This is a genomic window from Emergencia timonensis (assembly GCF_900086585.1).
GTDB classification, from domain to species: domain Bacteria; phylum Bacillota; class Clostridia; order Peptostreptococcales; family Anaerovoracaceae; genus Senimuribacter; species Senimuribacter timonensis.
Map to the genome: position 1 here is coordinate 151,433 of NZ_FLKM01000008.1, position 20,670 is coordinate 172,102.

Annotated in this window: 18 protein-coding genes; 9 read left to right on the forward strand and 9 right to left on the reverse strand. The window is 47.8% G+C overall.

Features of this window, described 5'->3' with window-relative positions; all coding sequences use genetic code 11:
* Positions 1-858: 858 nt before the first annotated feature.
* A complete protein-coding gene (locus BN6539_RS02000; RefSeq protein ID WP_002584949.1) occupies positions 859-2,079 on the forward strand; it encodes an MFS transporter in 1,221 nt (406 codons plus the stop codon).
* 80 nt (positions 2,080-2,159) lie between these two features.
* Here the strand turns inward: BN6539_RS02000 and BN6539_RS02005 are convergent, their stop codons facing one another.
* The gene (locus tag BN6539_RS02005) at positions 2,160-2,960 is read right to left on the reverse strand and encodes a helix-turn-helix domain-containing protein (protein WP_002575858.1); all 801 of its coding nucleotides are present in this window, start codon (positions 2,958-2,960) and stop codon (positions 2,160-2,162) included.
* 78 nt (positions 2,961-3,038) lie between these two features.
* Positions 3,039-3,302 (reverse strand): hypothetical protein, encoded by a 264-nt coding sequence (locus BN6539_RS02010; protein ID WP_002575859.1) that lies wholly within the window; start codon positions 3,300-3,302, stop codon positions 3,039-3,041.
* Positions 3,303-3,530: 228 nt separating this feature from the next.
* Here BN6539_RS02010 and BN6539_RS02015 point away from each other — a divergent pair, with 228 nt between their 5' ends.
* The 7 genes from BN6539_RS02015 to BN6539_RS02045 all read left to right on the forward strand — a co-directional run bounded on the left by BN6539_RS02015 (position 3,531) and on the right by BN6539_RS02045 (position 9,976).
* On the forward strand, positions 3,531-3,944 hold the full coding sequence (locus BN6539_RS02015) for a cysteine-rich VLP domain-containing protein (RefSeq protein ID WP_002575860.1): 414 nt from the start codon (positions 3,531-3,533) through the stop codon (positions 3,942-3,944).
* A gap of 111 nt (positions 3,945-4,055) precedes the next feature.
* Positions 4,056-4,451 (forward strand): replication initiator protein A, encoded by a 396-nt coding sequence (locus BN6539_RS02020; protein ID WP_002575861.1) that lies wholly within the window; start codon positions 4,056-4,058, stop codon positions 4,449-4,451.
* Positions 4,452-4,624: 173 nt separating this feature from the next.
* Entirely contained in the window at positions 4,625-5,569 is a 945-nt protein-coding gene (mobV, locus tag BN6539_RS02025) for a MobV family relaxase (protein ID WP_002575862.1), read from the forward strand.
* On the forward strand, positions 5,553-5,765 hold the full coding sequence (locus BN6539_RS02030) for a hypothetical protein (protein WP_002584948.1): 213 nt from the start codon (positions 5,553-5,555) through the stop codon (positions 5,763-5,765). Before mobV ends, BN6539_RS02030 begins: the two co-directional genes overlap by 17 nt.
* Before the next feature lie 94 nt (positions 5,766-5,859).
* On the forward strand, positions 5,860-7,371 hold the full coding sequence (locus BN6539_RS02035; protein ID WP_002575864.1) for a recombinase family protein: 1,512 nt from the start codon (positions 5,860-5,862) through the stop codon (positions 7,369-7,371).
* Positions 7,372-7,446: 75 nt separating this feature from the next.
* Positions 7,447-9,216 carry a sigma-54 interaction domain-containing protein gene (locus BN6539_RS02040; RefSeq protein WP_067533166.1) on the forward strand — a complete coding sequence of 590 codons (1,770 nt, stop codon included), beginning with the start codon at positions 7,447-7,449 and terminating at the stop codon, positions 9,214-9,216.
* Complete coding sequence (locus BN6539_RS02045) at positions 9,197-9,976, forward strand: serine hydrolase (protein ID WP_067533169.1); 780 nt, start codon at positions 9,197-9,199, stop codon at positions 9,974-9,976. The genes BN6539_RS02040 and BN6539_RS02045 overlap by 20 nt, the downstream gene beginning before the upstream one ends.
* A 99-nt stretch (positions 9,977-10,075) precedes the next feature.
* On the opposite strand, the gene BN6539_RS02050 is transcribed toward BN6539_RS02045, so the two are convergent.
* From BN6539_RS02050 to prfB, 3 genes are all read right to left on the reverse strand, one after another.
* Positions 10,076-10,717: an HAD-IA family hydrolase gene (locus tag BN6539_RS02050; RefSeq protein ID WP_067533172.1), complete on the reverse strand. Its 642-nt coding sequence runs from the start codon at positions 10,715-10,717 to the stop codon at positions 10,076-10,078.
* Positions 10,718-10,734: 17 nt separating this feature from the next.
* Entirely contained in the window at positions 10,735-12,906 is a 2,172-nt protein-coding gene (locus BN6539_RS02055) for a Tex family protein (RefSeq protein ID WP_067533174.1), read from the reverse strand.
* A 14-nt stretch (positions 12,907-12,920) separates the two neighbouring features.
* Positions 12,921-14,019, reverse strand: a protein-coding gene (prfB, locus tag BN6539_RS02060; RefSeq protein ID WP_187375444.1) for a peptide chain release factor 2 whose coding sequence is annotated in 2 segments (ribosomal slippage) — positions 12,921-13,952 and positions 13,954-14,019 — 1,098 coding nt in all. Because the reading frame shifts where the segments join, the coding sequence is not laid out codon by codon here.
* Positions 14,020-14,238: 219 nt separating this feature from the next.
* On the opposite strand from prfB, the gene hcp reads away from it, so the two are divergent.
* Entirely contained in the window at positions 14,239-15,834 is a 1,596-nt protein-coding gene (hcp, locus tag BN6539_RS02065; protein ID WP_187375446.1) for a hydroxylamine reductase, read from the forward strand.
* A 99-nt stretch (positions 15,835-15,933) separates the two neighbouring features.
* Here the strand turns inward: hcp and BN6539_RS02070 are convergent, their stop codons facing one another.
* From BN6539_RS02070 to BN6539_RS02085, 4 genes are all read right to left on the reverse strand, one after another.
* Positions 15,934-16,566 carry an ATP-binding cassette domain-containing protein gene (locus BN6539_RS02070; RefSeq protein ID WP_067533180.1) on the reverse strand — a complete coding sequence of 211 codons (633 nt, stop codon included), beginning with the start codon at positions 16,564-16,566 and terminating at the stop codon, positions 15,934-15,936.
* Between the two features lie 13 nt (positions 16,567-16,579).
* Positions 16,580-17,866 (reverse strand): ABC transporter permease, encoded by a 1,287-nt coding sequence (locus BN6539_RS02075; protein ID WP_067533183.1) that lies wholly within the window; start codon positions 17,864-17,866, stop codon positions 16,580-16,582.
* A gap of 11 nt (positions 17,867-17,877) precedes the next feature.
* Positions 17,878-19,245, reverse strand: coding sequence for an ABC transporter permease (locus tag BN6539_RS02080; RefSeq protein ID WP_067533186.1), 1,368 nt, complete (start codon positions 19,243-19,245; stop codon positions 17,878-17,880).
* A gap of 72 nt (positions 19,246-19,317) precedes the next feature.
* Positions 19,318-20,667 carry a sensor histidine kinase gene (locus BN6539_RS02085; protein ID WP_082907305.1) on the reverse strand — a complete coding sequence of 450 codons (1,350 nt, stop codon included), beginning with the start codon at positions 20,665-20,667 and terminating at the stop codon, positions 19,318-19,320.
* Positions 20,668-20,670 lie beyond the last annotated feature (3 nt).

A 20,670-nucleotide genomic window follows, 5' to 3' on the forward strand; every position in this document is an offset into this window, starting at 1 on the left:
CCGTTGCCGCCGGGGAGGGCAAGGGCATTTGACGCGGCAGGAAAGCAGGGCTTTGTTTGGGGCTGGTAAGCCGGAAACAAAGGGCTGATTTCAGCAGCAGACAGGGCGTATTATGAAAGCCCCCGTCCCTCGTCCTCCGCCCCCGGCCTATGGGACAAAAAGTCCCAAAGCTCTGGACACCGTGACCAGATGTGTGGCCACACTCCGGGAAAAGTAGCAGGACGGCAGGAAACCGTCAAGGCTGAAATGAATGGGCTGACGCCCGGCCTTGACCGTTCCCCGCCGCCCCGCTGGATGGGTGGACAAGGTGGCCAATCCCTAAAAGTGTTTGGCCGCACTCGTTCATTTTGGGGCCTTTCTTCTCCCAAAATTGAAATGGGCGGGAAAGCCCTAAAATGGCTTTCCCGCCTTGATTACCCATTAGCAAAGACGGGCGAGACTGTCAACGGCGGCGCTGAAAGCGCCGTTCATCTTGACCGTTGACTGGCTCGCCTGGCTTTGCTACTGCCCGTAAGAGATGGAAAAACAAGATGGAAAACAAGGTTAAAAATGGTTGACAAGTCTATCGGATGTGTGTTATACTGTGCGACAGTTTGAGATTGGAAGGAGGCTTACGTGTGTTAATTTGTGTACGCTAATAAGCAATAAAAAGTAGAAGTACCTTTCCACATGATGGTGGGCTTTTTTTGCGTGCGTATGCAAAGGAACACGTAGGTTTGACACGAGCAGTCTTTGAACTGTATCGTGGTGTTTTTTCGTGCTTTGTTGTTATGCAGGCGTCTGCCCTCTCTGTGGGACAACGCCTGCTTTTTATTGCAGAAACAAAGGAACAATGCAATAAAAAAGGAGGTTCGCATTATGACCCAAAACAACAATTCATGGAGAAAAACTTATTTTACACTTCTTGCCGGACAAGCAATATCCTTTATTAGCAGCGGTATTTTGCAAATGGCCATTATCTTTTATTTGGTTGCGAAAACTAATTCTGCAATCATATTGACGGCGGCAACACTGATTGGATTTTTGCCGCAAGCCTGTTTAGGCCCGTTTGCAGGTGCTTTTGTTGACCGGCACAGCCGTAAAAGCGTAATGATTGGTGCGGATTTGATAATTGCCGCCGCTGGCGGTATTCTGGCGCTGGTGGCGTTTTACATGGAATTGCCCGTATGGTCTATTATGGTTGTCCTGTTAATCCGAAGTGCGGGAACTGCTTTTCATTCTCCAGCATTCAGCGCAGCAACACCTATGATTGTGCCAAAAGAGGAACTTACAAAATGCGCTGGTTACACGCAGACCATGCAAGCAGTAAGTGCGATTATCAGTCCAGCTGCCGCAGCGTTTTTATATGCTGTTTGGCCTCTTAATGCAATTATATTGTTAGATATTGTGGGTGCAATCCTTGCCTGTGTGACTGTTGCGATTTCGTCCATACCAACGCCTGAACTATGTCCAGAAACGAAAAGACAACAGTTTTTACAGGATATGAAAGAGGGGTATGTGGTATTAAAGCAAAACAGGGGCCTCTTTGCTCTGCTCTGGATTGGTGTAATTTATATGTTCTTTTATATGCCAATCAGTACGCTTTTTCCTCTCATCTGTATGTCATACTTCAAAGGAACACCGGCCCATGCCTCTGCCGCTGAAATTGCTTTTGCGGTTGGTATGCTGCTTGGCGGAGTCATTCTGAGCATTTGGGGCGGTTTTAAGAAACGGCGGTACACCATCGGTCTTTCCGTTCTCCTGATGGGCGTTAGCAATATGCTCTCCGGGCTTTTGCCGCCAGACGCATTTCTTGTCTTTGTTGTGTGCTGTACTGTTATGGGAATTTCCGCTCCATTTTACGGTGTGCAAAATGCGATTTTTCAAGAAACGGTCAAACCAGAATATCTGGGGAGAGTTTTTTCTCTACTGACAAGCGCCGCTTCCCTCGCCATGCCGTTTGGCCTTGTCATTTCCGGGCCTCTGGCGGAGCGGCTGGGAGTTGAGAAATGGTTTGTCATTTGCGGAATTGGCATTATCATCGTTGCGCTTGCCGTATTTTTACTACCCGGTTTGAGAGAGATTGACAATACGCAATAATCAACTGCACCTTTTTCTATTACTAAACAAAATGCCTGGATGGTGGTTCTGAAAAACCAGAACCGCCGTTCAGGCATTTTTTATCTTCGTCCTCTCTGCGGTTTTGGATTCTTCAGCAAGTCGGATTTTTCCGCAATCTTTTTCAGCCACTTCCGTTCTTCTACTGACAGCTTCCTAAAATTCAGCTTGAGCCGTTTGCAGATAAACGCCAAGTACGCTTGTTCCGTGTCGCTGTCCTGGCTGACGATTTCACCAGCAGTTTCCAGCATTTCTTTTAGCGGGTTATCCTCTGGGACGCTGAAAAAATCGTCCTTGTGTGTTTCCCGCAGAGCAAGGGCAATCCCGTTTATGTCCCGTTGTATCACATAGCGGCAAAACTCGTCCTCATCAATATGGGCGGTGATAAGCTGTCTTAACTGCGTATCACTCATGCCAGGATTATGCTTTTTTATAACAGTTGCGCTCATCGTGTCCACTATGGCGTTTGCACCCTGCGCCTGTTTCAGTGCCGTTCCGTTCACATAGATTTCAAGGTCAGCCATCAGCCGGGGGAAATCCGGGTGCGCCGCCAGCTCACACAGCAGGGTATTGTCTATCCTCCCGCTTTTCAGCAGGTCAATCATTTCATCACTCAAACGCAGGTCTGCAAGATCGGCGTTTGGGTGATTTTTCATTTCAGACAGCCCCAGCAGATAATCAGCGGTCACACCGTAAAACTTCGCCAGCCGGATAAGGGCATAGTGGCTGATGTCCTTGAAGTCTTCCGTTTCGTAACTGCCCAGCGCAGACTTGGAAAGCCCGGTCTGCTCCGCAAGCTGCCCCAGCGTCAAGCCACGCTCCACACGTAGGTCTTTTAATCGCTCTTGTATGGATAAAGACATATTCACCCTCCTTGCTAGCTCAACGAAAGAGAAGCCGTTATGCTATGTACTATGCTCATAGCATAACGGCATAGGCATTTACAGTTTTATTTTACCATTTGCTACATCTTCACGAAATTTATCAACAAGCTTCGCTGTCAGCTTGGATTTACCGTAGTGTTCAAGTACAAAAGTACGATAACTTTTTCCATCTACAAGCACATCACTTTTTCTGGTCAACAACCAATTTCCGTTACCTCCTCCCTGTTCTCTAATATTCCAGTCTTTCCCATATCTTTTATAGATTTCATCTTTTTTACCTTGAACAGACATTGATTCGCTTGGAATATAAACAATTTGCATAATAGCTCCTCCTTTATTTTGTGCAAGAAGACCAGAAACCTGAATTTGTCTTTTATCTTTTTTTGATTATATCACAAATCCGAGAGCGTGGAAATAGGGAGTTTTTCAGGCTGATTTCCTACCTCTTGGATATACGGCACAGGCGGTCAAAAAGGTGTAGACTTGGGATAGTTCATCGATGGACAAGCACCTTGGAAACAGAACACGCCAAAGAAAACGGAGGGACGCATGAGCAAAAGACCCTATCAACACCTGCCGCCGCTGGAACACAGGCCGGACGGCTCCCCCTACCGCATAACCCCGCCCCAGAAGAGACGAGCCAGCGGCCTGATACGCCGGGAGTGCTGCAACTGCGAGGACGGAAACTGCCTTGCGCTGGACGATGGCGACACCTGCGCCTGTCCGCAGATGATTTCGTTCTCCGTCTGCTGCAAGTGGTTCCGCTGGGCGGTCTTGCCGCTGGACAGGACGCTGGAAGCGGAGATTTACCGGGACAGGGACTTGAAACGCTGTGCGGAGTGCGGCGGTGTGTTCGTCCCGAAGTCCAACCGGGGCAAATACTGCCCGGACTGCGCCGCCAGAGTTCACAGGCGGCAGAAAACAGAAAGTGAACGGAAAAGGAGGTCTGCTGTGGACAGTTAAGAGCGGGAAAAGCCTTGATTTGCAAGGCTCCGCAAGCCCTCAACCGGGGCGGCTGGTATCATTTATCATTCGCCCCGGAAAACGGGCCTCTAACCGTCCACAAAACACGCTATGACAAACACGATTTATATTCACCAGCCGGAAAAGGCGTTCAGTTTCACCCGGCTCCCCAATTTCCTTTTTGAAGCACCCACATTCCAGCCCTTGAGCAACGAAGCGAAGGTGCTGTATGCCTTTGTCCTGCGCCGGGCGGAGTTGTCCCGGAAGAACGGCTGGGCGGACGAGTACGGGCGGGTCTACCTGTACTACCCCATCTGCGAGGTGGTCGCTTTGCTCCGCTGCGGGCGGCAGAAAGCGGTCAACACCCTGCGGGAGTTGCAGTATGCGGGGCTGGTGGAAATCCAGAAACAGGGCTGTGGAAAACCCAACCGCATTTACCCGAAATCCTATGAAGCGGTTCCAAACACCGACTTCAAGAAATCCGGTTATGGTACGCCGGAGGGCTGAAAACCGTACTTGGCGAGTACGAAAATCAATCCTCTTGAAGTACGGAAATCTGACGGTATATAGAAATACAGAGATTAAAACCATCTATTTACATTCATTCCATTCCAATCCTATCAGAGATATTTTCGGCGGGAAAACCCGCCGGAAAGGAATGGAATGGGGAAAGGAGTTCAATGGCACAACACGCAATTTTGCGATTTGAGAAGCACAAGGGCCACCCGGCGGGGCCGCTGGAAGCCCACCATGAACGGAAAAAGGAGCAGTACGCCAGCAACCCGGACATTGACACCAGCCGGAGCAAGTACAATTTCCACATCGTCAAGCCGGATGGCCGCTACTACCATTTCATTCAGAGCCGCATCGAGCAGGCCAGATGCCGCACCCGCAAGGACAGCACTCGGTTTGTGGACACGCTGATTACCGCCAGCCCGGAGTTTTTCAAGGGCAAGTCCCCAAAGGAGATAGCGGCCTACTTCCAGAGGGCGGCGGACTTCCTCATTGACCGGGTGGGCCGGGAGAACATCGTTTCGGCTATGGTACACATGGATGAAAAAACGCCCCATCTGCACTTGGTCTTTGTGCCGCTGACAAAGGACAACCGCCTGTGCGCCAAAGAAATTATCGGCAACCGGGCCAATCTGACGAAGTGGCAGGACGATTTTCACGCCTGTATGGTGGAGCAGTACCCCGACCTGGAGCGTGGGGAAAGCGCCAGCAAGACGGGCCGGAAGCATATCCCCACCCGGCTGTTCAAACAGGCGGTCAACCTCTCCAAACAGGCGAGGGCCATTGAAGCGGTTCTCTCCGGCATTACCCCGCTGAACGCCGGAAAGAAGAAAGAGGAAGCCCTCTCCATGCTGAAAAAGTGGTTTCCGCAGATGGAGAACTTCTCCGGGCAACTGAAAAAATACAAGGTCACAATCAATGACTTGTTAGCGGAAAATGAAAAGCTGGAAGTCAGGGCAAAGGCCAGCGAAAAAGGCAAGATGAATGACACGATGGAACGGGCGAAGTTAAAAAGCGAACTGGACGATATGCGGCGGCTGGTTGACCGTATCCCGCCGGAGATTTTAGCGGAACTGAAACGGCAACAGCGGCAGCATGGAAAGGAAAGGTGATCTTATAAGTAATATCAGATACAAAAAGGAAATCGAAATCGTGACTTTTCAGGGAAAGGAAATCACACTGGAAAATCTCTCCCCGGTGTTCACGCCGGAACAGGAAGCAGCCAAACGCCGGGAACTGGAACAGCAGCTTTATGAGGTGTTCCGCAAGTACGCCGACAAGCGGGAGAGTGAGGAAGCCGGGACATAAGGTTTTCCAAACCCATCATTGATTTGCGGGGCTGCTGGCGGTATAATAGAACTGTCAGCAGCTCCGTTTCTTTTTTAAGAAAAGGAGCGACAATATGAACAATCGGATAGACGCAATCTATGCAAGACAATCGGTAGACAAAAAGGACAGCATTTCCATTGAAAGCCAGATTGAATTTTGCAAATACGAGTTGAAAGGCGGTAACTGCAAGGAATACACAGACAAAGGGTACAGCGGCAAGAACACAGACCGTCCGAAGTTTCAAGAACTGGTGCGGGACATCAAGCGGGGCTTGATTGCAAAGGTCGTGGTTTACAAGCTCGACCGTATCAGCCGTTCCATTCTGGACTTTGCCAACATGATGGAGCTGTTCCAGCAGTACAATGTGGAGTTTGTGTCCTCTACGGAAAAGTTTGATACCTCCACGCCGATGGGACGGGCCATGCTGAATATCTGTATCGTGTTCGCCCAGCTTGAACGGGAAACGATACAGAAGCGGGTAACGGACGCTTACTACTCCCGCAGTCAGCGGGGCTTTAAGATGGGCGGGAAAGCCCCTTACGGCTTCCATACGGAGCCTATCAAGATGGACGGTATCAACACAAAGAAGCTGGTGGTAAACCCGGAGGAAGCGGCCAATATCCGGCTGATGTTTGAGATGTACGCCCAGCCCACAACTTCCTACGGGGACATTACCCGGTACTTTGCCGAACAGGGGATTTTGTTCCATGGCAAAGAGCTGATACGCCCCACGCTGGCGCAGATGTTACGCAATCCTGTCTATGTGCAGGCAGACCTTGATGTGTACGAATTTTTCAAAAGTCAAGGTACAGTCATTGTCAATGACGTTGCCGATTTTACGGGCATGAACGGCTGCTATCTGTATCAAGGGCGAGATGTAAAGGCCAGCAAGAAAAACGACTTAAAAGACCAAATGCTGGTACTGGCTCCCCATGAGGGTATCGTCCCCTCCGACACCTGGCTGACCTGCCGCAAGAAGCTGATGAACAACATGAAAATCCAGTCTGCCCGGAAAGCCACCCACACATGGCTGGCAGGAAAAATCAAGTGCGGGAATTGCGGGTATGCTCTTATGAGTATCTACAATCCCTCCGGCAAACAGTATCTCCGCTGCACGAAACGGCTGGACAATAAAAGCTGTCCTGGCTGTGGGAAAATCATCACTTCGGAACTGGAAGCGGTTGTTTATCAGCAGATGGTAAAGAAGCTGGCAAGCTACAAGACGCTGACAGGAAAAAAGAAAGCGGCAAAGGCAAACCCGAAAATCACCGCCCTGCAAGTGGAACTTGCCCATGTAGACAGCGAGATTGAAAAGCTGGTGGACAGTCTGACGGGGGCAAACAATGTCCTGTTCTCCTATGTGAATGTGAAGATAGCGGAACTGGACGGGCGCAAGCAGGAACTTCTGGCAAGGATAGCGGAGTTGACTGTGGAGGCCATCAGCCCGGAACAGGTCAGCCAGATTTCCGGCTACCTCGATACCTGGGAGAATGTATCTTTTGATGACAAGCGGCGTGTGGTGGATTTGATGATCACCACCATAGCCGCCACAAGCGACAGCTTGAACATCACATGGAAAATCTGACTGGCGGCACCCCTCCCGTCAGATACCTACCCTGTGTAGTCCCTTGTAAACTGTACTTTGGCGAGGACTAAAACTATGGACAAGAATTGCATGACGATTGATTTAAAAGGTTATATACGTGAAATGGGCGCTTCAGTGCTGGAATTTGCTGCAACAAGCCGGTTACTGCCTTTCGCATTCCCCTGCGGCAGCATTATTCCAGGAGATATCGTGCTCTATGTCAATACGAACCCTACAGGCCGCATTGAACTGAACCAATATAGCTCTGTCTTCCGTCTGCCGGAAACAGACTGCAAGAACCTCTTATATGCGTACGCATCGTCAAATAACAATGTTCAGAATATCGTAAAGTATAACTTTGATTTTAAAAGCAATCCATACATCTTAGATACGGTCTTTGACGGGAAGAAGATTGAGCTTACTGCCGATGCCCATGGATACATTACCAAAATCATTGCCGACGATTCTCGTTTTGCAGAGGAGCTTTTACCTATGACCGAAGTCCTCCTCGTCATCGGCAATGAGGGCCTGAAAATGATGCTGCACGACGATCATCAGAAAATCATCAGGGCGATTACGGAGAGAAGTTACGACGCTTATATTCAGCCTGATTACTTCCAAAAACATCTGGTCTCCATCACCGACCTCTTTGATTGCCAAATTGCCACAGCCATGCAGCAGATTCTCACATACAAAAACCTGGAAAAAGCCATAGTCATAGAGGAAAAACGTCTGGCAATCAAACCTCTGCTAATCGATGGCCAAAAGGCGATTCTCAAATTTTACGGACCCGAGGCCATTTATCAAGAACTTTCTCAGAATTTCAATTTGTATAAAGAGCTCGCTCGCTGCGGAGATGTCAACGAAGAGCACAATGTTCTCAATACGACCTTCAGCCTGTGGGGCAATGATGAGAAGATCAAAACCATTCAGTTTCTGCTGCAGAAGAGCTGCCGTACGGACGTGACCATCATGCTCACCGGCGAGAGCGGCACGGGCAAATCCTATCTGGCCAGGAAGATACACGAATCCAGCAGACGCAGTCAGAAAAAATTTGTGCCTGTGAACTGTGCGGCCATTCCCTATAACTTAATCGAAAGTGAAATGTTCGGTTACGAGGAAGGCGCTTTTACAGGTGCGCGCAAAGGGGGACATGAGGGTTATTTCAGAATCGCTGACGGCGGCACCCTCTTTCTCGATGAAATCACTGAAATACCGATTTCCTTGCAGGGCAAATTGTTAGAAGCCATTCAGAACAAGCACTTTTTCCGGGTCGGCGGGACGGAGAAGGTACAGGCGGATATCCGAATTATCGCTGCCACCAACAAAGATCTGAAGGAACTGGTCGCCGCTAAGGAGTTCCGGGAAGACCTCTATTACAGACTCAACGTATTTCCCATAGAAATTCCGCCTCTGCGCCAGCGGATCGATAGTCTGGAATACATCATCGCCGATATTCTGCCCGAACTCTCTTACCGCTGCAATGTGAATCCGCTGATTCTGGGAACTGACGCACTGCAAAAACTGAAAGCCTACGCCTGGCCAGGCAATATTAGGGAGTTATCTAACGTCCTCGAAAAGGCAATTATTCTCAGCGACGGCAAAGTGATTTTAGAAGAAGATATCATGCTGCCGGAAAATCACTGCATAGCAGAAGAGAGAACCTTAAAAGAACGCAAAGAGGCCTTTGAAAAGGCCCTCATTCTGGAAGCACTGCAAACGTGTAATTATGAGAGAAATAAGACGGCCGCCCTCTTGGGAATCGGCAGAACCAGCCTCTTCGAAAAGATGAGAAAATATGATGTTTTAACGGGGGAGGAAACAGATGATAATCGATCGTATTAAGGACAGGACAGGAAATTATACAGGCAAACTCGGGATCTACTATATCGATCTGAATACAGACATGGGCTGCTTTGTGGGCAATCAGGATGTCTTTCCTGCCTCCGGCATGGTCATGCTGATGACTTTGATCGAAGCGTTTCGGCAGATCTATGACGGCAAGCTGAGTAAAAACAGCATCTACAAGCTGAAGAAAAGCCAGGTATCCACTGGCGAAATCACATACGGCGCAATCGATTCCCTCCATGACGGCATCTCCCTGACCGTCGAAGACCTGTACCGCCTCTCCATTTCTGTCAGTGATAACAGCGCCTTCAATATTTTGCTCACGAAGCTGGGCATTACATCGGTCAACGCAACCTTCGCCCAGATGGGTTATAAGAATATGAGGATTAACAGACACCTCTTCGACGAAAAAAAGATTCGTCAGGGGATCGATAATTATATTTCTGTTGAAGAGGTCGGAACCATCTTCCAGCGGCTTTATAAAGGGCAAATTATTTCCGCTGACTCCAGTGCGGATATGTTAGAATGCCTGACTCACCATCAGCGCACCAACGTCATCCCCTATAATTTTTCAGAAGATATGAAAATCGCCCACATCTCCGGTTATGACGAGGGGCTGATCTTGGATGCCGGCATAGTATGCTGCGAGAATCCTTTTGTCATCTCCATGGCCGCTCATGACGGCGATACCCGCAAAGCGGAAGGACTTATGCGGGATGTCACACTGATCTGCTATCAAAATTCAATGCGTCTATAAGATACGATTACAGGTTCCAGTGCAACTTTCAATGCACTAAAAAAGCCGTACATGCGGGCATAATGCCTGTGCGTACGGCTTTTCTCATCGAATTTCCGCCTAGATGATTTCCAGCAGTTCTCCTGCCGTTTTAATGATATAATCAGGGCCGTCCGGTCCTTCCAGTTCCTCCTGGCTGACTGCAATGGCCCAGTCCACCAGGACGGCTCTGACGCCCGCGTTGTGGGCGCATTTGATGTCGAACATGCTGTCTCCCACCATGATCGCTTCTTCCGCTTTGATGCCGAAGTGTGCCAAAGAAATCAGTACCGGCTCCGGGTCGGGTTTATGCTTGCTGGTGTCGTCACAAGTAACGATATCATCGATATAAGACACCAGGCCGAACTTTTCAAGGCCCTGCATGGTGGTATTGCGCATGCGGGAAGTGACGATTCCCACCTGATATCCCTTTTTCTTTAAATCTTTGATCAACTGATCCATGCCCTCAAAAGGCTCGATCATCTCTTCGAAGTGACGAACCTGATATCCCCGGTAAATGGCGATGGCCTCATTTACCGGCGTTTCGGGAAAGGCCTTCTCCATACTCAGAGCCAGCGGCTCTCCAAAGGTCTTGATAATCTCCTCTTCCGGCGCCTCGTTACCCAGAATGGTTTTGTATGTATGCTGCCAGGAGTTGATAACCACTCCGTTGGTATCAGCCACAGTTCCATCAAAATCAAAAATGACTGTGTTTATTGACATTGTATCCTCTTTCTAACTCAAAATTTCATGGTAAGGGCGACTTTCTGCTTATCGTGGTCGATACTGAGAATTTTCACCTTTACGGTATCACCAACGGACACGACATCCATGGGATGTTTTACGTATTTGTTGCTCAGCTGTGAAATATGCACCAGCCCGTCCTGTTTGACGCCGATGTCGACAAAAGCGCCGAAGTCCACCACATTTCTCACGGTTCCCGTCATCTCCATATCCACCTTCAGATCTTCAAAACTTCTCACGTCGTTTCTAAAGATGATTGGCGGCGCATCCTCTCTCGGGTCTCTGGCCGGTTTTTTCATTTCCGCGATGATGTCGCTCAAAGTCATCTCGCCGATGCCGATGTCTTCTGCCATCTTCTTGATGCTCTCTGACAATTTATTTGCCGGATAAGCCTGCCAGATTTTCTCGTCAATATCCTTTGCTCCGCCCCTTGCGATATCCTCTTTGCTGATGCCGATTTTGCTCATCATCTCTTCTGCCGCTTTGTAGGACTCCGGGTGAACAGACGTGCTGTCCAGCGGCTCTTTGCCGTCGGCAATTCTCATAAAGCCGGCGCACTGTTTAAAAGCCTTCTCGCCCAGCTTGGATACTTTCATCAGCTCTTTCCGGTTATTAAATCTGCCGTTTTCCTCTCTAAAGGCGACAATGTTTTTGGCAATGCCCATATTGACACCGGCAATATATGACAGCAGTGATGGTGACGCTGTATTCAGGTCTACGCCCACTCTGTTCACGCAGTCTTCCACCACGTTGGTCAGGGCGCTGTCCAGCTGTTTCTGGTTGATATCGTGCTGATACTGGCCTACGCCGATATGTTTCGGATCGATTTTAACCAGTTCTGCCAAAGGGTCCTGCAGTCTTCTGCCCAGAGACATGGCGCCTCTCGTCGTTACGTCTAAATCAGGATATTCTTCTGTAGCAAGCTTTGATGCGGAATAGACGGAAGCGCCTGCTTCGTTGACGATGGTGTATTGAATATCGTAGTCGTGTTTCTTGAGAAAGTTAGAGACTACTTCTTCCGTCTCTCTGGATGCTGTTCCATTTCCGATGACGATGATATCACAGCCGAACTTTTCGATAATTTTCTGCAAAGTCCGCTCTGTCCCCGCGATATCGTTTTTGGGCTGCGTCGGATAAATCGTCGTGTATGCCGTCAGCTTTCCTGTCTCGTTGAGGGCAGCTACCTTACAGCCAGTTCTGTAGCCGGGGTCGATACTGATGACTTTCTTGCCCTTGACTGGCGGTACCATCAAAAGCTTCTCCGTATTCTTAGCAAAAACTTTTACCGCATCGGTCTCCGCCCGCTCTGTCAAAATATTTCTCATCTCACGCTCTACTGACGGTGCGATCAGCCGCTTATAGGCATCGGCGATGGTATCCTGCAAAAGCTCCGTGAAGATGGACTTGCCGCGGATGACCTGCTTTCCGATGAGACTGGTAATCTCTTCGCTGTCCATGGTCACCTTGACCTTCAGTTTCTTCTCTTTTTCACCTCTATTTACGGCTAATACACGGTGGTTGGGCATCTTGGCGATGGCCTCGCTGCTGCCGTAATACATGTCGTAGACGGTCTTCTCTTCCGGGTTCACCGCCTCTGTGGCGATCTGTCCTTTGTCATAGGTCTTTTCACGGATTTTTTCTGTCAGGTCTGCATCGTCGGCAATCATTTCTGCGATGATGTCCATCGCGCCTTGAACTGCCTCTTCCGCTGTTTCCACCCCTTTTTCCGGATTGACAAAGGCTTCTGCCTCACTCTCAGGCGTGCCGTCCTTCTTTTGCTGCGCATAAAAAATCATAGCCAGAGGTTCCAGCCCCTTCTCTTTCGCCTTTGATGCACGGGTTGCTTTTTTCTGCTTATATGGTTTATATAAATCTTCCACTCTCTGCAGGACTTCTGCCTTCTCGATTTCCCCTTTCAGTTCCTCGGTCAGCTTGCCCTGTTCTTCGATGAGTCTGACGACCTCTTCCTTTCTGGTCTCCAGATTGCGCAAATATTGAAGCCTTTCGTCCATATCTCTCAAAGTGACGTCGGAAAGTCCGCCCGTCACTTCCTTACGATAACGAGCGATAAAGGGAATGGTATTCCCTTCGTCAATCAGTTCCACCGTATTTTCCACCTGAGAGGTTTTGATCTTAAATTCACTTGCCAGTTTCTCTATAATGTTCATCTATATTCTCTTTTCTATTTCTGTTTCAATTTTTCGTTGATAAAGTAGTCGATATCGCCGTCCATGACTGCATTGACATTGCCTACTTCCGCCCCGGTTCTGTGGTCTTTGACCATAGTATATGGCTGGAATACATAAGACCTGATCTGAGAGCCCCATGTGATCAACGAAAAGTCCCCTTTCAATTCTTTCAGGTTTTCTTTGTGCTCCTGTTCTTTCAGTTCCATCAGCCTGGACATCAGAATCTTCATGGCCATCTCTTTATTTTGATGTTGGCTGCGTTCGTTCTGGCAGGTTACCACGATGTGGGTTGGCAGATGGGTAATTCTGATAGCCGAGTCCGTCTTGTTGACGTGCTGACCGCCGGCGCCGCTGCTTCGATAAGTATCGATGCGCAGATCTTCCGGATCAATATCGATAGACATATCGTCCTCTATTTCAGGCATCACTTCTAAAGCCGCAAAAGAGGTCTGCCGCTTTCCTGCCGCATTAAAAGGCGAGATCCTTACCAGGCGGTGGACCCCCTTTTCGTTTCTCAGATATCCATAGGCGTTTTCGCCTTCGATAATCAAAGTGGCGCTCTTGATGCCGGCCTCCGTATCGTCCTGCAGGTCGACCATGGTCACCCTGTAGCCTCGTTTTTCCGCCCATCTGGTGTACATGCGCAGCAGCATTTCCGCCCAGTCCATGGCGTCTACGCCGCCGGTCCCCGCGTGAATGGATATGATGGCGTTATTGTGATCGTATTTTTCATCGAGAAGTGTATCCAGCTTCAGCTCTTCCAGTTCTTTCGTCAGCTGTGCAAAGCTTGTGACGATGGCATCTGCTTCTTCTTCGTCTTCCATCTCTTCGGCTAATTCAATCAATTCTTCAATATCTTCAAAACCGGATTCTAATTTTTCGTATTTCTCTACTTTTGTCTCCAGGCTTTTTTTCTTTTTTAATAAAGTCTGCGCCTTCTCCGGGTCATCCCAAAATCCAGCTTTTTCTGTTTCTTTTGTAAGTTCTTTTAAATTCCCTCTAAGACCAGCCAGGTCAAAGGGACCCACCTACCTCTACGAGATTTGCCTTTGCTCCAGGCAGATCGATTTTTATCTGATCTAATTGAATCATCTTCTCACTCCCTTTTTTTCAATTTTAATACCTTTCTATCTTACCACAAATGCACTTCACAGTAAAATAAATGTTCTGCGGTATTTTGCAGATGATGGACAGTGCCGCAGTTCCGTTCGCAGATTAAACGTTTTCCGTTGCATCTGCAACATACTTTTGTCTGATCCGGCTGTATACTCAAGTCAAATCATAGGAAAAACTGAAAGGGGATCTAACTTTATGAATCATAAAATGTTTTGTTTTCAATGTGAACAGACTGCAGGCTGTACTGGCTGCACAGGAAATGCCGGCGTCTGTGGGAAGACTGCCAAAACGGCAAAATTACAGGATGAGTTGACCGGTGCTTTGGTCGGTCTGGCTCGTGCATGCAGCAGCAATCCAAAGACAGAAGCAACCGATAAGCTGATTTTGGAGGGGTTATTTACGACACTTACCAACGTAAGCTTTCACGATGAGACTTTACATGATTTATTAGCTCGTATCGATACAGAAAAAAACCGCATTGCGCCAGGATGTGCTGCCTGCGGCTCGCCTTGCGGGAATACGGACAATTATAATCTGGAATCGATGTGGGCGGCAGACGAAGATATCCGTTCGCTGAAGTCCTTAATTCTCTTTGGCATCCGCGGTATGTCTGCTTACGCATACCACGCCATGATTTTAGGTTATACCAGTGACAAAGTTAACAACTTCTTCTACAAGGCCCTTTACGTCCTGGCGGAAGACTGGGGCATGGAAGAATTGCTGCCTGTAGTCATGGAGGTGGGTGAGGTCAACCTCGTCTGCATGGAGCTTTTGGACCGGGCGAACCGTGAGACATTTGGCACGCCAGAACCGCAAGCCGTGCCGCTCCATGTGGAAAAAGGACCGTTTATCGTGATCTCCGGTCACGATCTGTATGATCTGAAACTTCTTTTAGAGCAAACAGAAGGTAAAGGTATCAATGTCTATACCCACGGAGAGATGCTGCCAGCTCACGCATATCCAGAATTAAAAAAATACACTCATCTAAAAGGCAATTTTGGCACTGCTTGGCAGAATCAGCAAAAGGAGTTTGATAACTTGCCAGCTCCAATCCTTTTCACTACCAACTGCCTGATGCCAGTAAAATCATCTTATGCCGATCGGGTCTTCACTACAGAAGTCGTTTCCTACCCGGAAATGATCCACATTGGAAAGGACAAAGATTTTACACCAGTCATTGAAAAGGCACTGGCCCTTGGCGGTTTTGCCGAGGACACTCCGTTCACAGGAATCAACGGTGGAACATCTGTAACTACAGGCTTTGGCCACAACGCAATTCTCGGAACTGCTGAGAAAGTTGTTAATGCAGTAAAGACAGGCAAAATCAGCCATTTCTTCCTGGTCGGCGGCTGTGACGGCGCCCATCCTGGCAGAAACTATTACACCGATTTTGTGAAATCTGCGCCAGACGATACACTGATTTTGACACTGGCTTGTGGAAAATACAGATTTAACGACTTGGATCTAGGCACCATCGGCGGTCTGCCGAGGCTGATGGATATGGGACAGTGCAGCGATGCCTATGGAGCCATTAAAGTAGCGATCGCCCTAGCTGAGGCCTTTGACTGCCAGGTCAACGATCTGCCGTTATCGATGGTACTCTCTTGGTATGAACAAAAGGCCGTCTGCATTCTCCTTACCCTGCTTCATCTGGGCATCAAAGGCATTCGTCTGGGCCCTACACTGCCAGCGTTTCTCTCTCCAGCGGTATTAGGGTTCCTGGTAGACAATTATGCGATTGCACCGATCAGCACTCCAGCGGAAGATTTAAAAACGCTTCTCGGAAAATAAAACAACTATAATCTCACAATAAAAGAGCTCCACATGAACGGTATTCTCAGCCGTTGGTGCGGAGCCCTTTTTGACATCTTTTATTCCCCTTTTGATCCCCTATTGCCTGATTTGCAAAGCGCCCTTCTTCAAGTGCATCACCACGTCCGCCTGTTTTGCCACTTCGGCAGAGTGCGTCACTACAACCACGCATTTGTCCAGCTGGTGTGCACTTTCTTTGAGAATCTCAACAATTCCCACTGCAGTATCTTCATCCAGATTGCCTGTCGGCTCGTCAGCAAGAATGACAGGCGCTTCAGAAGCCAATGCCCTGGCAAGAGCCGCTCGCTGCTGTTGTCCTCCAGACAGCTTTAAAACATTGCGATTTGCTTCTTCCTTTGTCAACCCGACCTTCTCCAGCACTGACAGCGGCGGCAGAGCAGAGGTCAGTGCCACATTCTCCGAAGGCGTCAGATAATCAATCAAATTATAACTCTGAAAAACGAAGGACACATGCTGCCTGCGATGTCTGATCAGACCTGTTTTCTCAATATCCTCTCCCATAAAGAATATCCTGCCGCTTTCCGGACTATCAAGGCCGCCCAACAAGGACAGCAGGGTCGTCTTTCCGCAGCCAGACGGGCCTACAATGGCATACAGCTTGCCTGTCTCCAGTTCTGTTGATATGCCACGCAAGACGGGTTTTCCCTGTTGATACGTGTATTTAACATCTCTGGTTTTCAATATAATCATGCGTTAATCCCTCCTAACTCATCTTCGATAAGATGTCCCTTGGTTTTAAACGAATTACAGTGTAAGATGCAATCGCAACACAACAGGTGATAATCAATATGCCAGCTCCATATACCAACAGCATTTGACTTGCCGCAATCGTCACCGTTAGTGGCTCCACTCCTTCACTCATACCGAGCACCAGGAATTTGCAGACTTTATCTGCGATCAGCATCGTAAGGAAATAGGATGTGATAAATCCCAAAACTGTCACAAGATAGTTTTCAGTCAGAAGCTGTCCCATGATGTTTCCTTTGCTTTTCCCTACTGCCAGCAAAATGCCCACTTCTCGTTTGCGGCTTCTCGTCCACAGAAACAGCAACAAAGACAGTATCAGCAAGCTGACGACCAAAATACCTTTGACCACGCTGCTTATCATATTCTGCATAGATTCCAGTGGGTTTGAAATAGATTCATAGTCCTCATTGGATATTTCCGCTTTTAATGTCTTTCCCTTTATCTCTGGCAAAGCTTTGATCTCTTCGCATACCTTCTCAATTTCGGCAGGATCATCGACATAGATATTGACTGTGGGATATCCGTCCAGCTCACGACCGAAATTTTCACGCATGGTGTTCATGTCGACAAATCCTGCATTCTCAGGCACATCTGATGCCAGAAGCGCATCTCCTCCAGTGCCGCCAGCTCCTGAATAGATACCGATTATTTTCAATTTCACTTCGGAGTTGCTGTCCAAGTTAAAAAGGGTAATTTTGTCGCCGACAGAAAGATTATTTCGCTTTGCTACCTCTTCTGACAGAATGATGACTCCCTTATCATCTTTGCGTATATGCCGTCCTTTTTCCAATGTAAACTTCCCCTTCTGAAAAGCAGAGCACTTCTCTGAGTCTATGACTCCCGTATTTGGAACGTTAGCATCCATATTGTATTGTCCGGGAATATAGTCAAAATCCACGCCCGAGCCCCAAAATCCGCGCTCGTTTTCGGAGTTAATACCCGATACCCCCTTTATTTTTTCCACAGCTTTCACGATCTCATCGGTTACATAGTCTCCCATATATGTACGGATAGTGCCCATGTCATTTTCTTCTTCGTCTATGGGCGCATTCTCATCATCGATTGTGAGACGGATGATGCCGCCCACCTCCTTACGCATGTTGCCTGCACTTTTGTCTGCGGCATCTAATATGGTCAACCCCGTCAGCGCAAAGGTGGACAGGCAGGTTATAACTAAGAACAAAATTAACGTCCGTACTCTTTGGCGCCTGCAGTACAGCACGCCTCTCTTTATAAAAGTCATTTTATTACCTCCTAACTCATTTTACTCAGTATTTCCTTCGGCTTCAGCGCAAAGATGCTGCTGCATGATGCGATTACTGTCAGAATCATAGCTGCCGCCTGATACAGGAAGACACGCAGAACAGAACTTATGTCTATATTCAAATACCCCTTTGAAAGCCCTGCAGTACTTCCTGTTTCAACAGCAGATTTATCTATATTGATTACAGGCAGTTTGCCAAAGACCAGATCTTCGATCCCCTGCTGTGCAAAATAGACCGCCGCTGCGGAGCATAAAAACGCTCCTATAAAGATCAAAAGTATCTCCAAGATGAATTGCCATGCAATTTCTCCCTTTGATTTTCCAATAGCCAGCAATATGCCTGCTTCTTGAACTCTTCCCCTCATTCGCATGATTAAGATCAGCACCAGAACCACCAGGCTGGCCGCACAGATACATAGAATCAAAATCCCCGTTAAATCTTGTATAGAAGTCAAAGACTTTGCTATTTTCCCGTACTGAAAATCATTTTTTCTGATGGAATATTGACCCCAGTCGATGGACTTATTGGTGTTCACTTTTTCAACAATATCATCCAGTTTCAGTGGATCAGAAACATAAAAATTTACTTCTCCCGTATACCGTCCTTTTTTCGCTTCTTTCAGTGACTCCAAAAATCCGTGATCGGAAAAGATACCATTGGCATCGATTTCTGGTGTCGGCACCGCTCCATCCCCCTGAGGAACAGATTGTTTATAGATCCCAACGATCTCTGCCTGTGCATAGACCGTCTTCTTCGGTATGGAGTCCACAAACTGTCCATTTTCCCGGGTAATACCGGCATGTGTAAAGCGGATTTTGTCCCCAGATTTCAACCCATTGGCCTGGGCCAGTTTATCACTGATCAAAATCTTATTACGATCACCTTTTTTAATGTGACGTCCTTCGGTGAGTTCTAATTTCTTTTCCATAAATTGATCCGCCAGAGCGGTATCGTTCATTGCCGATACCTTCCCCATGTTATTGTCTTCACTATGTCCCACTCCCGGCAGAAAGTCTACGGCATCACTTCTGGCGTAACCATAGTTCATTGCGTTGTAAGCCTTGACCTTCTCATAACCCAGAATGTCTTTGATATTTTCCTCCGTAATAACAGGCTGACCTTTTCCTCCTTTAGAGTGTTCAACGACCCCCTCATTGATCTCCAGATTGGAAGTAGGTCTCAGATAAAAAGCTCCTCCTACTGACCTGCGGAGCACTTTAGCCACCGCATCAGCCGAATCCAGAACGGACCAGCCTGTTACTAAGAATGTAGATACGATGCAGAATAGAAAAAATAAGACCGTGGTCTGTCCTCTTTTCCGACGCATATAGAGGACTGCTCGTCTATATACACCCATTTAAAAACCATCCTTTCATATTGATTGATTTCAGTATACAAAAGAATGGTTTCAACTTAGCTTTTCCTTGATTTAGTTATGGTTTAGCCAGATCGTAAAACATACACCCCCGGTGCTGTTTTTTATCTCGAACTTCATGTGGTGCAAATCCAAAATGTTCTTTACAATATATAGTCCCAGCCCACTTCCTCCCGTATTCTGATTACGGGACTCTTCAATGCGGACTAATGGCGTGAACACATCCGCTAATTTTTCCTCTGGTATATGGATACCAGTGTTTTCTACAGTCAGCGTGGAATCCGTCAAAATTGCTGAGACATTTTCTCCTTCCGGCGAATAGAACACTCCATTTCCTACGATATTAGAAATGGCTTTCTCTAGTAGCTTTTTATCCACTTCCAAAACCGGCTCTGCCAGAATTTCCAGATGGAGCGTTATGTTCCTCTTTGACGCCAAGGGCTGATAGCTAGTCAGGCACTCTTGAACGATCTGCTTTACATTCGAAGCCGTCCGCGTCAGTCTGAAGTCGTCAGATGTAAGTCTGGATATGGTCAAGATCTCTTTTACCAGATTCTCCATTCGCTCCACCGTATGAAGGGATAGCGGCAAATGCTTATCTCTGTCCTTATAATCACCAATCTTGTATATCATACTTTCCAGCTGCCCCCTCAGAATTGTAATCGGTGTTTTCAGTTCATGGGAGACTGCCGCAAAAAAAGCTCTGCGCTGCAGTTCCTGTTTTCTCTCCTTCTGGATATCCTCTTGAAGCTGACAGTTGGCCATCTCCAGGTCATTCATAGTGGTATTCAGTTTCTGTACCATGGTATTGAGGCTGGAGGCCAAAACACCCAACTCGTCTGTCCTGCTCACATCACAATGCCAAGTGGTATCTGCTTCCGACATTCTCTTTGAAATACGGCTGATCTCCAAAACCGGCTTGGCAAAGATAAAACTGCAGATATAGGCTCCAATAAACGATATGACCACGATCAAAAGCATGATCCAAGGCAACAGGCGCCAAAAGACTTCTGTAATTTGACTGACGACTTTCATTTTCTGTCCGATCATAATCGTATAAGGCTCGTCACTATCAGTGAATTTTAATGCAGAACCGATGGTCTTGGACATTCCCACCTGATCTTCTTCTACTGCTTCTGTCAGCGAAGTGTCGCCAAAAGTCTGCTTCCCCACTTTGCTTATCAAGGTAATGGTAGCATTATTTTTAAGGCAAAATTGGTCGATGATCGTCTCGCCCTCTTTGTATGTGCCTTTCTCCAGTTCCTCTATAAGCTGATCCACACCTACCGTAAAAGTACGATTACTTTGCGTCTTATAGCTCTGAGGCATGGCTACCATGACGATTCCATAGATAGCCAGACTTGATACCATCAGTATCAAAGCGATGCTCAGAAACATCTTCATAAA